Raw genomic sequence first — 13884 nt, forward strand, 5'->3', positions numbered from 1 at the left:
TAGCTGTTTATTCAACCATTCTTGTTACTTGCGAAATGTTTGGAAGCATTTTGATTTCTTCCATAACCGCTTCATCGATGTTTTGGTCCGTTTCGATGACCATTAGAGCCAATTCGCCCTTCTCTTTACGCGACACTTCCATATGTCCGATATTAATGCAATACTTAGTTAAAAGATTCGTCACCGACGCAATCGCTCCATAACGGTCATTATGAACGACAAGAATAGCAGGATGCATGCCTGAAAGCTTTAAATCGAATCCATTGAGCTCTGTAATTTGAATCTTTCCGCCTCCAATCGAAATTCCAACGACTTCGATCGTCTCTTTTTCATCCGAAACTCGAATTCTTGCTGTATTTGGATGGTCAGCGATGGCATCTTCTTCAATGAACTCGACCTCGATACCTGCTTTCTTGGCAAGATCAAGAGAAGACGGAATGCGTGTATCATACGTGTCAAAATCTAAAATCCCTCCAATAATCGCCACATCCGTCCCATGTCCTTTATACGTTTGTGCAAAAGATCCGTACAATGAAACAATTACTTTTTTGGGCTGCCTTCCAAACAATGTTCTGGCAACCCTGCCAATTCGTGCCGCTCCGGCTGTGTGTGAACTTGAAGGCCCAATCATAATGGGACCGATAATATCAAATACTGATTTATATTTCATGGTGATATCTCCCCCGTTCTTGAATTACAAGCAAATAACAGTGTAATCGATTTTTCTTCAATTTCCTACTATAAAATGAAACTTCCATCAGCGGAATTTTTTCCATCTCCGCTGATGGTTCATTTTACTGGAATACTTTAAGAAATTCGCTTTCGTTACATCGGTACAACATATTATGCAGCTGTTTGTTCTGCTCCTCTAATTTCTTCCACTCTTTTAATCTTATAATTTTTAAAGACCAACGATCCGATAAATCCTATAACAGCACTTACCGTTGCACATAACAGAGCACAAATCGTTACTTTCAGCGGATCATTGAATCCGTACATAACAGCAAGTCCCGCAATCGGTGTTGCCGTACCTGTCGCATTGTTAATCAACCCAAACATGGAGATGATGATACCTGATGCCGCACCCCCGATAAAGTTGGTTACATACACCGGAATCGGATTTGCTGAAATGATATCCGCCTGAGTCAATGGTTCAATCGCCACAGCAATGGTCGTTCGGCGATCTCCAAATTTCATTCGATCAAATAATACATAGTTCATGAATGACGAGCCCATAACCGCCAGTGCTCCTATAGCCATTGGAAGGCCCGTTAAACCAAGCATTGCCGTCAATGCCATAGAACTTAATGGAGCTGTCGCTACGACCGTTATCACACCGCCAAGAACGATTCCCATTAAAATTGGACTGCTGTTTGTCACTTCTGTAATGATACCGCCGATGTTTAACAGCGTTGCATTCACAAGTGGTGTGACACCTACTGCTATGAGGCGAACAAGTGGTGCTGCAATTAAAATCGTCACGATTAAATCTAAACCTGCTGGAACTCTTTTTTCAATTTGTTTAACAAAAAATGCGACTACATAGCCTGCAAAAAAGCCCGGCAATAACCCTAAACCAGCACATGAAACACCTAACATCAACGCATATACGGGTGAAACACCTAAAGCAAGGGCCACTAGTGCCGCCGCTGCGACCCCTCCCATGCCTCCTGCCGCTTCACCGACTTCACCTAAAAATTTGATGCCAATTAAATCTCCGCCTACATATTTTTGAAAGGCTTCTACTAAAAAGGCTGCACATGCGGCATTAGCAAGTGCCCCCATCGCTTTCATTCCTTTTGGCGCTTTATAGCTAAAAAGCGTAAAAAGACCTAATACCAGTAAGAGTAATGCTGTTCCTTTCATAATTTCCATGATCTCTCTTATCCCCCTTATCTCTGTTCATCCATCTCAAAACCACATCAATATCGGTTTGTCATTTACGACTCCCCGAAACTGGAAACGCTTTCTGGAATCGAGAAAAAATTTTAACAAACCTACGTTTCATTGATGTGCCATCATTATATAATGAATTTATTGAAATCCTTTTCTTTTTTATATTTTAAAATTTTCTAAAGAGTAGCAATCAATTACTGAACAGGCACCGAATAGTAAAAGCATGTCTCCCCACTTATATTTTTCTATTCGTAAAAAAACTCTCTATCCTATAGGATAGAGAGTTTTTTGTACGCTTTATTCAATTGCAAAGATGAAGGAATATAAAGGCTGGTCACCTTTATGCACTTCCACTTCTACATCTTCAAATGTCGATTCCACAAAGTCAGTTAAAACTGCTGTATCTTCATCACTTACATCTTCACCTTGCAGAATCGTTAAAATTTCCGCGTCTTCATCTATCATAGAGGTTAACAGCTTTTTCGCTGCCTCCATTTTATCTTGATCTTTTACAACGATCTTTCCATCTGCAATCCCCATGAAGTCCCCTACTTCAAGCTCTAAACCATCAATGTTTGTATCACGTACAGCATATGTGATTTGTCCTGTTTTCACATGGCTTAACGCCTCATTCATAGCTGCTTCATTTTCCGCTAAATCTGCACCCGGGTTAAACGCCAATAATGCCGTCATCCCTTGAGGAACGGTTTTAGACGGAATAACGATGACTTCTTGACCCACAACAGATGCCGCTTGGCGTGCTGCCATCACAATATTGCCGTTGTTTGGCAAAATAATTACTTTTTCCGCATTTACTTCTTCAATGGCTTTAACGATATCTTCCGTGCTTGGGTTCATCGTTTGGCCGCCTTCAATGACAGCTTTCGCACCGATGCTTCTAAATAATTTGCCAATTCCAGCCCCCATCGCCACCGTCACGATTCCGTACTCTTCCTTCTTTACTGAAGCCTGAGTCTGCACAGGAGCCATCTGCACATGCGTTTCAGCCACAAGACTGCTATGCTGTTCACGCATATTGTCCACTTTAATTTTCATAAAGCTTCCGTATTTTTGCCCCAAATTCAGCACTTCACCCGGCTGTTCGGCATGGATGTGCACTTTTACGATTTCATCGTCAGACACAACAAGCAGCGAGTCTCCCCACTTACTTAATTCATTACGGAATGCTTCTTCAGAGAATGGATGATCTTTCAATTTGTTTTCTTCAAAACGAACCATAAATTCCGTACAATAGCCGAATTCGATATCTTCTGTATTCATGTGGCTTTGAACGCTTTTATGGTGTTCTGCACTCACAAGCTCATCCATTGAAGGAGCCGTTGCAGATACTTCGGGAAGCTTTTCACCTTTTAACACAGCTAAAAACCCCTCATAAATAATAACAAGGCCCTGGCCTCCGCTATCTACCACTCCCACCTCTTTCAATACAGGTAAAAGATCCGGAGTGCGATTTAAAGATGCGTTTGCCTCTGCTACTACTTCCTCCATGAACAAAACGATATCTGATTGCTTTTTGGCAATCGCTGTCGCTGTTTTCGCAGCATCTTTTGCAACGGTTAAAATGGTACCTTCAACAGGTTTCATCACTGCTTTATAAGCTGTTTCGACACCCACTTCAAGCGCTTGCGCAAACTCAACCGTGTTGATCACGTCTTTGTTTTCAATCGCTTTCGCAAACCCGCGGAACAGCTGTGACAAAATAACACCGGAGTTCCCGCGCGCACCCATTAATAACCCTTTGGCCAACGCTTGTCCGACTTTCCCTATATGACCAGACACATTGTTTTTCACTTCTTTTGCACCAGAAGTGATAGATAAGTTCATGTTTGTTCCTGTATCACCGTCTGGAACGGGAAAAACGTTGAGTGCATCCACCATTTTGGCATTGTTCGTTAAGTGCTGTGCTCCCTGAATCACCATCTCTGCAAAGCGTTTTCCGTCTAAAGTTGTAACTGACACACATTTTCCTCCTTACTACACGTTCGTGACACGAACTCCCTGCACATAAATGTTTACAGAATCAACCGTTAAACCAACTGTTTGCTCGAGAGTATACTTTACTTTAGATTGAACATTATGTGCAATTTCAGATATTTTTGTTCCGTAACTTACAATAATATACATATCAATATGTACGTCGTCATTTTCTTGACGAACAATAATACCACGCGTGAAATTTTCTTTTCGAAGGATTTCTGTAATTCCATCTTTAATTTGATTTTTAGAAGCCATTCCTACGATTCCGTAGCAGTCAATGGCTGCTCCGCCTGCAATAGTGGCAATTACATCTGTAGAAATATCGATTTGGCCGTACTGAGTTTTCATTTCGATGGACATACTTCTACCCCTTTCTTTTTCGCAGCATCAAAAATTATATAAACCTTTTTTTCTTGTCCGGCTGTGACTCCTAACCTTTCGGCCGTTTCAGCTTTTCTTATAGACTACAGACATTTTACTATAAGTACATTCTTTTTAAAAGGATATTCGCCTTTTGACCTATTATTGATACTTCTTATTATACAACATGGTTTAAGTTTATATGTCAAGGAAAATTTCTTGAAAGCTTTTATGAAGAACTATTGCAATCTGACATCGCGTGTGATAAATTAATATAGTATTTCTGGGAAACAGAAGTTGAGTAGTTTCGTTTGAGTTAGGAGGGAAATTGAGCATGGCACGTAAATGTGTAATTACTGGCAAAAAAGCGCGTTCAGGTAACGCACGTTCTCACGCTATGAACGCTACGAAGCGTACATGGGGTGCTAACGTTCAAAAAGTTCGTATTTTAGTTAACGGCAAACCAAAACGTGTATATGTATCAGCTCGAGCTCTTAAATCTGGTAAAGTAGAGCGCGTTTAATACATGAGAAAAGCACCATATTTATGGTGCTTCTTTTATTTTCAAGGTAAAAAACAGGACGCTCCCTCAGAAAGGGAGGCGTCCTGTTTTATTCTTTTTTGAAAGAATTGAGCATCGCTCGTACAATGCCGCCTAAAAATTTTGGGAGTTTAATCGTATAAAATTTCATACTTCCCCTCCTAACCATCTCTTCACGTTCCATATCCATGAAATCGTTTCTTTGCGTCCCGTATATTATATTCACTGTTTATCAAAGAAGTACCATCTAAAGCAATGAGTTAATCATTGCTTCTTACCATCATTAATATGCCTTTCGCAAATGAAAAAGTACCTCTTTGTTGAATAAGTTCGTTACTGATACAAAGCGTGGAACCCCACTCAATTGTATGATTAGTAAGTGGATATTTAACTCCCCTTAAGGTTAATCCTTGTATCTCATGTGAAAATGAAACAAAGGAGAGATAACGATAAGACTCATCTCTTTCGATATCATAGTTTCCAGGCATATGCAGGGATACCGCATTTCGTCGATCAATCATTTGAATGGATATACAAGCACTCAATCCTTTATAAAGAAGTTGTACGGCTCCAAACATGTGATCCATTCTTCCGCCAGTGGCTCCAAAAACGCGAATAAGAGAAGGGCGTTGCCCAATGGCCCAATTCAACGCAAGCTCTAAATCTATTTCATCCTTCTCAGCTGGAAATACTTCTATATCTTGTAAGCGGTCTTGCACCCATAATAGCTCGCTTGTTGTAATGGAATCAAAATCGCCAAATGCTTTAAATGGCTGGATATTCTGCTCCAACAACCTTAGCACGCCTCTGTCTACACCGATCCAAACACTATCTTGCCACTTTTTATCGGTTAAAGACGGCAAGAGCTCGGGCGGTCCCCCAGCTAAAATATTAATAATCATTGAGTCCGCCTCTTAATAAGTACCGCGAATCTCTTGAATAGCGGCTTTTCGATTTGCTTGATTATAGATGGCAGATCCAGCGACTAATACATTCGCCCCTGCTTCTACGCATTGTCTCGCCGTTTCCGTATTAATCCCGCCATCTACCTCCACATCAATTGAGAGTTGACGAATTTGAATGAGTTGTGAAATTTGTTCAATTTTCGGTAAAACACTTCGAATGAACGTTTGCCCACCAAATCCCGGGTTAACCGTCATCAATAAAATTAAGTCCAAATCCTCTAGAATATGCTTCACTTGATCGATAGGCGTAGCTGGATTCAAAGCGACACCGGCTTTAACTCCATTTTCCTTAATCAATTGAATGGTACGGTGCAAATGAGGGCATGCCTCCACATGCACCGTAATAATGTCCGCACCCGCACGAGCGAAGTCCGGAATATATTTATCTGGATTTTCAATCATCAGATGAACATCCAAAGGTAATGTTGTAACTGGACGAATCGCTTCCACCGCGAGAGCACCAAATGTTAAATTTGGCACGAAATGGCCATCCATGACGTCAACGTGAATGTAATCCGCCCCCGCTGCATCCACTTCTTGAATTTCCTCGGCTAACTTTGAAAAATTAGCGGCTAAAATAGAAGGTGCAATCTTCACCATATTTAATACCTCGGCTTTCTTTGCTTAATTTCTTCGATAAAGCTTGTATAATGATCATATCGATAAGCTGGAATACTACCTTCATCCAACGCTGACTTTACTGCGCATTTTGGCTCTGAAAGGTGAAGGCATCCCCTAAACTTACAGTTTTCACTTAAACGATCCATCTCTGGGAAACAAGTGGAAAGGTCTTCAAGTTCAATATTGATAAACTCCAATGAACTGAATCCCGGTGTGTCGGCTACAAGGCCCGTTCCGACCGAAATAAGCTCCACATGCCTTGTCGTATGTTTCCCCCTTCCAAGAGAAGTGGAGATATCGTTTGTTTTAAGTTCAAGTTCCGGTTTCAAAGCATTTAACAACGATGATTTGCCAACACCGGATTGACCGGCTACAACGGTAACACAGTCATCTAAATACGGAAGCAAATCTGCCACACCATTTTCTGTAATGGTTGAAGTGAGCAAAACATCGTAGCCAATGTCGCGATAATCCTTCGCGTATTGTTCAATAATCGCTTTTTTATCGTCTGTCACCAAATCCATTTTGGAAATACAAATAAGCGGTTTAATGCCATTCGCCTCCACTAGTACTAAAAAGCGGTCCAGCAATAAAGGGCTGAACTCCGGCTCAATGGCAGAAAAAACGAGAACTGCCTGATCGACATTGGCAATCGGAGGACGAATAAGCTCATTTTTCCGTTCCTCAATGTCTAAAATATAACCTTCCAGCTCATTTTCCGCCTGAAATGTAACATAATCTCCTACTAACGGGCTGATTTTTTGTTTACGGAACACGCCTCTGCCCCGGCATTGGGTAACAGTTCCGTCACTGAAAACATAATAAAAACCGCTTAAGGCTTTAATAATTCTGCCTTTAAGCATAACCTCACTCCTTGTATCACTCTATTGTTGTGAATATGGTACCTCTGTCTCTTCTATGACTTGATTATCCCTCACGATTTTGTACTTAGCTGTTTCATTATAGGGAATAATCAATTGAATTTGCCTTTTTATCGTTTCTGTTAACGTAAAGTCCTCAATCGGAACTGGGTAGTCACGGCCTAAATCGTCTACAAAAATCTGTACTTGCTGCGGCACGCCCGGTTCAGCGGGCTCATATGGAATCGTGACCTCTACGTTCACATTATTAGGCGGCTTTGGTTCAGGACCTAGTGAAAGAGTAATCGTTAATTCACTGCCTTTTTCGATTGTCGTTTCAGGTGCCGGGTCTTGCCTAATGACAAACCCTTTGTCAGTATCTGAATGCTCTTCTTTCACTTTAACCACTATATCGTAGTCTGAAACATAATCTCGAACACTTTTTTCCGTCCATCCGGATAAATCTTTTAATTGAACCGAAGGCGGACCTTTACTCACCCAAAAAGTGACATCTGTTTCCTCAGGAACATTTTCTGCCCCCTCTATCGGGGTTTGATTAATGATCGTTCCTGCTGGTTCTTCACTGTCCACATTGACGGTATTTACAAAGCGATAACCCTTTTGCTCCAGCATTTTTTTAACCGTTGACACATCTTTTCCTGTGTAGTCCTCAAAGGCAATTTTTTCTTTGCCCGTACTTTGGTAAATCTTCACTTCCGTGCCTTCTTTTACAACCTCACCAGAACCAGGTACTGTCTGTATGACCTTTCCTTCTTCAATTTCCTCATCCGATTTCAAAACGGGGTCATCGACAACAAAGCCCAAGGAAACAAGCTTTGTCACAGCCTCTTCATAATCTTCATCCCGCAAGTTCGGAATGGTCACATCTTTCGGCAAGAAGAAAGATGGCAGAACGGTAACAGCGATGACTCCTGCGCCTGCCAGCACCAAAAATAATATGAGTAAAGACACCATCCATTTATTCTTTTTGCGTTTTTTCTTTTTAGGAGCCTTTTGTGCCTTTTGGACAGGCTCTTCATCAGGAACCACTACCGGCTTTGAAAAGGACCTCACGATCGTTTCATCCGTCGGGCTGTCTATGTAATCATCCGTTATGACGGGAATGGCCTTTGTAGCTTCCTCGTCATCAGGTACCTCAAATTTTTTCTCATTCAAACGCTCTGGATTCATGGATGTTTCAAGGGCATTCTGCATCTCCTCTACCGAATCATACCGGTAAAAAGAATCTTTGGCGGTTGCCTTTAACACAACATTTTCCAAACTCTGTGGAATGGATGGATTCCACCTCTTCGGCGATGGGGTTTCTGTTTGCAAATGCTTTAAGGCAATCGAGACAGCTGACTCCCCTGAGAAAGGGACCCTTCCTGTCAACAACTCGAACAAGACGATGCCCAAAGAGTAAATATCCGACTTTTTATTCGCCAATCCTCCCCTTGCCTGCTCAGGTGATAAATAATGAACAGATCCCAATACGGAATTGGTTTGTGTAATGGTTGTGGAGCTAAGAGCAACAGCAATTCCAAAATCGGTTACTTTTACAGTCCCATTGTCATCAATTAAAATATTTTGAGGCTTCAAATCACGGTGAATGATTCCAAATTGGTGGGCATGGGCAATGGCAGATGTAATTTGGGTCATAATATCTACCGCTTTTTCAACCGGAATGGGTGCGTGCTGTTGTATGTATTGCTTTAATGTTTGCCCCGGAACATATTCCATGACAATGTAATAAATCTCTTCTTGTTCACCGACATCATAAATACTGACGATATTTGGATGTGCAATGCTTGTCGCCGATTGCGCCTCTCGGTGAAAACGCTTAATAAACGATTCGTCATTTGCGAAATCCAGACGAAGAACTTTTATGGCTACGTCACGGTCCAAGATCATGTCTCTTGCCAAGTAGACGTTTGCCATCCCTCCACCACCGATGACTTTTAACACTTTGTAGCGGTCATTCAAGCGTCTGCCAACTAGCACCGCTATCACCCACTTTCATTCGCAAAGTCCACTATAATGACTGTAATGTTATCCTCGCCGCCCAACTCATTCGCTAAATGAATAAGACGTTCTCCCTTTTCATTCAAAGAGGAATCGGCTAGAAGGATTTCTTTTAATTTTTCATCTGATACTTTATTTGATAATCCATCGGAGCATAATAGTAAGAAATCTCCTTGTTCAATTTCAATCGATTTTACATCAACGGCAACTTGTTCAGCTGTTCCAAGAGCACGTAATAAAATATTCTTTCGCGGATGATGCTCGGCATCTTCTTTTGAAATTTGTCCGCTTCGAACTAATTCATTGACAAGAGAATGATCCTCTGTCAGTTGAGAAAATCCATTTTCATTTAAAATATAGCATCTGCTATCTCCAATATGTCCAATGGTACAAAAAGTGTCTGTACAAATAACGGCCACCAGCGTTGTTCCCATTCCCTTACACTCCTCATGATGGTTGGAGTGCTCGTACAATCTTTCATTAATTTTGCTTACTTGCTCCATCATCCACTTCTGTGCCTCATCAGGAGTCCCGATTTGTTCGCTTCGTTCCCAATATTCCTGTAACTGTTTAATAGCCATCGTGCTGGCTACATCACCCGCACGATGACCTCCCATACCATCAGCTACAACAGCAAGCCTGCTGCCGTGACCATTATAAAATACCCCTCCGGAGTCCTCATTGTGTTGCCGGACCTTTCCGCGATCTGTCATAAAGACAGCTCCCATGCTATCACCTCGTCTCTTCTTTTCGCTCCTTCGCACGAAGCTGACCGCAAGCTGCATCAATGTCATGCCCTTGTTCACGGCGAATGGTGACATTCACTCCGCGGTCTTTTAATGTACGTTCGAACTTTAAGATTTGCTCTTTCGGTGTACGAACATAATCTCGTTCCGGCACATAGTTAACCGGGATTAAGTTAATATGACACTTTACACCTTTTACAAGCTTCGCCAATTCTTCAGCATGCTCGACTTGGTCATTCACTCCCCCGAACAAGCCGTATTCAAAGCTGATCCTTCTGCCCGTCTTTTCGATATAATACTTTACTGCTTTCATTAAATCAGGGAGTTTATATGCACGATTAATCGGCATTAAACGGGAGCGCAGCTCCGTATTTGGCGCATGCAAGGAAATCGCAAAATTAATTTGCAGCTGCTCATCGGCAAACTGATAAATTTTCGGAATAATACCACTCGTTGATACCGTAATATGACGAGCTCCAATATTTAATCCTTCATCAGAATTGATGATTTTTAAAAATTGTAACATAGCATCATAATTGTCGAAAGGCTCACCTATTCCCATAATTACGACATGACTCACTCGTTCTCCTTGTTCATCCAAAGCCTTTTGTACTTTTACGACTTGGGCTACGATTTCTCCAGCTTCAAGGTTACGCTTCAATCCGCCAAGCGTTGAGGCACAGAACGTACAACCGATTCGGCAGCCGACCTGCGTGGTTACACAGATAGAGTTTCCGTATTCATGGCGCATTAAGACTGTTTCAATCGTATATCCATCATGCAGCTCGAATAAAAATTTCATGGTGCCATCGGCTGACGTTTGCTGAACAGCTGTTTTTAATGTTGTTAAAACAAACTGCTCCTCTAGCTTTTCACGCAGACTTTTGGACAAATTGCTCATTTCTTCAAAAGCGGTCGCTCTCTTTTTATAAAGCCACTCATAAATTTGCTTGCCGCGGAATTTTTTTTCACCGTTTTGGACAACCCACTCTTCAAGGTCAGCCAGTCCGTATGAATAAATAGATGGTTTTTGTTTCGTTTCTTCTGTCTGTTTATTGTTTAATGTTTTTTCCACTATTATTGCACCTTCTTTCGTAGACACGCGATGTAAAATCCGTCCGTTTGAAAATCATCCGGAAACAGTTGAAGCTGTCCATTTTCCACTTTTGTTGAAACCGATTTGGGTAATCGTTTTACAAGCGTATCATCCCATTCAAAGTCTGGATGCTGCTTTAAAAACTCATCTACCACGTCTTTATTTTCTTCTTGATCAATTGTACATGTACTATATACTAATGTCCCGCCTTGCTTCAGCAAAGGTTCGACTGCTTGTAGAATTTGCAGCTGAATGCGTGCAAGCTGCATAATGTCTTGCTCTGTTTTTGTATATTTTAAATCAGGCTTTCGTCTCATGACGCCAAAACCTGAACAAGGTGCATCGACGAGTATTCTATCAAAACTTTCTTTTTCAAAACGCTCGCTCACCTTGCGGCTATCCATCGCTACAGCGGTCACATTCGAGAGCTGTAAGCGTTCAACTTGTTCGGTGATGAGCTTTACTTTATGATCATGGATGTCCAGTGATACGACAGAGCCGGTATGGTAAAGCTTCTCGGCAATATGAGTCGTCTTGCCTCCCGGGGCTGCACAGCTGTCCAGTACCCTGTCACCTTCAGTTGCTCCCACAGCATATGCAACGAGCATTGAGCTTTCATCTTGAACCGTGAACATCCCTTCTTTAAAGGCTTTCGTATGGGCGGCATTTCCTTTTTGAACTTCGAGCGCTTCCGGAGCCACCGATCCTTTTTTCACTTCGATGCCTTCCTCAGCAAGTCTTGCAATCGCCTCATCAATCGTAAACCTTGATGTATTCACGCGAAGCGTTTGTTTAGGGGGCATCAAGTTCGTTTCACAAATATGACGTGCTTTCTCAATCCCGTATTGAGCTGTCCATCTTTTTACAAGCCATAACGGATGACTTGCTTCGATTGCCAACTTCTCCACTGGATCTGTGATAGAATCAAATGACGCCAATCCCTCACGCTGCAGATTGCGAAGTACCCCATTCACCATGGAGACAATCCCTTTATGCCCCCTTTTTTTAGCAATCTCCACCGCTTCATAAATAACGGCATGTTCTGGAACACGGTCCAAGTATACCATCTGATAAACAGATAGTCGCAATAATACGCGAACCCACTCTTGCATTTTCTTTGGGTTTTTTAAAAACGGCTGCAAATAGTAATCCAGCGTCATTTTCCGCTGAATCGTTCCATATACAATTTCCGTTAATAATCCTGCATCCTTGCCTGTCAGCTTATATTTTTCGATATTTTTATTCAATAATAAATTGCTGAAAGCCTGATTTTTTTCAATGGACAGTAAAATATCCAGTGCGATGTCCCTTACGTTATACTTACTCATCACTTTCTCCTAACCGTACGCCTGTTTGAACGGCGGTACCTCTTAAAAATTGTTCTCCGCTCATTCGTTTTTTTCCTGACGGCTGCAGTTCGGTTACTTTAATGGCCGTGTCATTTCCCGTTGCTACGACAAAACCATCCTCTTGAATCTCAACGATCGTACCAGGTTCGCCTTGTTTAGTGAAAGCCACTTTCTCTCCCTGCCAAATTTTCATTACTTGGCCGTTAAGCGTCGTGTAGGCAACAGGCCAAGGGTTTAATCCTCTTATGTGATTATAAATTGTTTCCCCTGTATTCTTCCAATCAATTTTTTCCTGCTCACGTTTAATATTATAAGCGAATGTTGTTTCTTCCTCATTTTGCTTGATTGGAGTTAACTCTCCTTTAATCAATGAAGGAATTGTTTCAGACAGCAACCTGGAACCGGCAGCACTTAATTTGTCATGGAGTGTTCCAACATTGTCCTTTTCTTCGATTGGCACTTCCACTTGCGTTAATATATCGCCCGCATCCAGCTTCTCTACCATATACATGATGGTAACACCGGTTTTTTCTTTTCCTTGTAAAATGGAATAGTGGATAGGCGCCCCTCCGCGAAGTTCCGGCAACAAAGAAGCATGGACGTTAATGCACCCGAACTTTGGTGCCTCTAGAATTTCCTTAGGCAAAATTTGACCGAAAGCAGCCGTTACAATCAAATCAGGATTGTAGGCCAATACTTTTTCGTATTCTTCCTGAAAACGAATCTTTTCCGGCTGAAGTACGGGAATACCATGTTTTACCGCCTCTGCTTTTACAGGCGGCGGGGTCATCACCCTTTTGCGTCCCACAGGCCGGTCTGGCTGAGTGACCACCGCGGAAATATGATACCCATCCTTAATTAGTGTTTGTAACACCGGTACAGAAAAATCAGGCGTTCCCATAAATACGATATTTAACATGTTGTCATTCACTATCCTTCCAATTCTCCTTCTTCGTAATAACGTGTAACCTTTGATGTAAACAGTACACCGTGCAGGTGATCGATTTCATGTTGAATGGCTCGTGCAAGAAATCCTTTTGCCTCAAGGACATACACTTTTCCACGGCGATTTTGCGCCTTCACTTTCACATATTGCGCACGCGCTACATCACCAAAAAGGTCCGGAAAACTGAGACAGCCTTCTGGACCCACTTGCTCACCGCGCTGTTCTAAAATGACAGGATTAATCAATTCTATCTTGCCATTACGGTCGCCCACATCAACAATTGCGACTTGTTTCGCCACTCCTACTTGGGGAGCCGCCAAGCCGACTCCGTCTGCTTCTAACATTAAATCGTACATCCCATTCAATAATTTTGCCAATTTATTATCAAATTCTGTGACACGCTCACACTCCTGTTCCAATACCGGATCGGGATAGTAAACGAGTGATAGCTTAGCCAATGTATATCCTCCTGAAAGTTATCATT

At 41.9% G+C, this 13884-nt stretch carries 15 protein-coding genes; 1 reads left to right on the plus strand and 14 read right to left on the minus strand.

From position 1 onward, the window contains the following. Nucleotides 1–7: 7 nt before the first annotated feature. The 4 genes from sdaAB to BK575_RS20725 all read right to left on the minus strand — a co-directional run bounded on the left by sdaAB (nucleotide 8) and on the right by BK575_RS20725 (nucleotide 4254). Entirely contained in the window at nucleotides 8–670 is a 663-nt protein-coding gene (gene sdaAB / locus BK575_RS20710) for an L-serine ammonia-lyase, iron-sulfur-dependent subunit beta (protein ID WP_078413359.1), read from the minus strand. A 173-nt stretch (nucleotides 671–843) separates the two neighbouring features. Further along, the gene (locus BK575_RS20715; protein WP_078413361.1) at nucleotides 844–1875 is read right to left on the minus strand and encodes a PTS sugar transporter subunit IIC; all 1032 of its coding nucleotides are present in this window, start codon (nucleotides 1873–1875) and stop codon (nucleotides 844–846) included. Between the two features lie 318 nt (nucleotides 1876–2193). Next, nucleotides 2194–3876, minus strand: coding sequence for a DAK2 domain-containing protein (locus BK575_RS20720; protein WP_078413363.1), 1683 nt, complete (start codon nucleotides 3874–3876; stop codon nucleotides 2194–2196). 15 nt (nucleotides 3877–3891) lie between these two features. Next, nucleotides 3892–4254, minus strand: coding sequence for an Asp23/Gls24 family envelope stress response protein (locus tag BK575_RS20725; RefSeq protein ID WP_078413365.1), 363 nt, complete (start codon nucleotides 4252–4254; stop codon nucleotides 3892–3894). A gap of 334 nt (nucleotides 4255–4588) precedes the next feature. On the opposite strand from BK575_RS20725, the gene rpmB reads away from it, so the two are divergent. Then, a complete protein-coding gene (gene rpmB / locus BK575_RS20730) occupies nucleotides 4589–4777 on the plus strand; it encodes a 50S ribosomal protein L28 (RefSeq protein WP_028394600.1) in 189 nt (62 codons plus the stop codon). 88 nt (nucleotides 4778–4865) lie between these two features. Here the strand turns inward: rpmB and spoVM are convergent, their stop codons facing one another. The 10 genes from spoVM to def form a co-directional block, all read right to left on the minus strand. After that, nucleotides 4866–4946: a stage V sporulation protein SpoVM gene (spoVM, locus tag BK575_RS20735; RefSeq protein WP_034328571.1), complete on the minus strand. Its 81-nt coding sequence runs from the start codon at nucleotides 4944–4946 to the stop codon at nucleotides 4866–4868. 109 nt (nucleotides 4947–5055) lie between these two features. Further along, nucleotides 5056–5697 carry a thiamine diphosphokinase gene (locus tag BK575_RS20740; protein WP_078413367.1) on the minus strand — a complete coding sequence of 214 codons (642 nt, stop codon included), beginning with the start codon at nucleotides 5695–5697 and terminating at the stop codon, nucleotides 5056–5058. A gap of 12 nt (nucleotides 5698–5709) precedes the next feature. Beyond that, nucleotides 5710–6360 carry a ribulose-phosphate 3-epimerase gene (gene rpe, locus BK575_RS20745; RefSeq protein ID WP_078413369.1) on the minus strand — a complete coding sequence of 217 codons (651 nt, stop codon included), beginning with the start codon at nucleotides 6358–6360 and terminating at the stop codon, nucleotides 5710–5712. 2 nt (nucleotides 6361–6362) lie between these two features. Continuing rightward, the gene (gene rsgA / locus BK575_RS20750) at nucleotides 6363–7244 is read right to left on the minus strand and encodes a ribosome small subunit-dependent GTPase A (protein WP_078413371.1); all 882 of its coding nucleotides are present in this window, start codon (nucleotides 7242–7244) and stop codon (nucleotides 6363–6365) included. Between the two features lie 21 nt (nucleotides 7245–7265). Further along, nucleotides 7266–9242: a Stk1 family PASTA domain-containing Ser/Thr kinase gene (pknB, locus tag BK575_RS20755; RefSeq protein WP_078413373.1), complete on the minus strand. Its 1977-nt coding sequence runs from the start codon at nucleotides 9240–9242 to the stop codon at nucleotides 7266–7268. A gap of 5 nt (nucleotides 9243–9247) precedes the next feature. Then, nucleotides 9248–9991: a Stp1/IreP family PP2C-type Ser/Thr phosphatase gene (locus tag BK575_RS20760; protein ID WP_078413375.1), complete on the minus strand. Its 744-nt coding sequence runs from the start codon at nucleotides 9989–9991 to the stop codon at nucleotides 9248–9250. A 4-nt stretch (nucleotides 9992–9995) separates the two neighbouring features. Then, nucleotides 9996–11084 carry a dual-specificity RNA methyltransferase RlmN gene (rlmN, locus tag BK575_RS20765; protein ID WP_078413377.1) on the minus strand — a complete coding sequence of 363 codons (1089 nt, stop codon included), beginning with the start codon at nucleotides 11082–11084 and terminating at the stop codon, nucleotides 9996–9998. Nucleotides 11085–11086: 2 nt separating this feature from the next. Then, nucleotides 11087–12433, minus strand: coding sequence for a 16S rRNA (cytosine(967)-C(5))-methyltransferase RsmB (gene rsmB / locus BK575_RS20770; RefSeq protein ID WP_078413379.1), 1347 nt, complete (start codon nucleotides 12431–12433; stop codon nucleotides 11087–11089). Continuing rightward, nucleotides 12426–13373 carry a methionyl-tRNA formyltransferase gene (gene fmt, locus BK575_RS20775; RefSeq protein WP_078414899.1) on the minus strand — a complete coding sequence of 316 codons (948 nt, stop codon included), beginning with the start codon at nucleotides 13371–13373 and terminating at the stop codon, nucleotides 12426–12428. Before fmt ends, rsmB begins: the two co-directional genes overlap by 8 nt. A gap of 11 nt (nucleotides 13374–13384) precedes the next feature. After that, on the minus strand, nucleotides 13385–13858 hold the full coding sequence (gene def / locus BK575_RS20780) for a peptide deformylase (protein ID WP_028394609.1): 474 nt from the start codon (nucleotides 13856–13858) through the stop codon (nucleotides 13385–13387). Nucleotides 13859–13884 lie beyond the last annotated feature (26 nt).

Origin of the sequence: Priestia abyssalis, from assembly GCF_002019595.1 — a bacterium.
Classification (GTDB): Bacteria; Bacillota; Bacilli; order Bacillales; family Bacillaceae_H; genus Bacillus_BA; species Bacillus_BA abyssalis.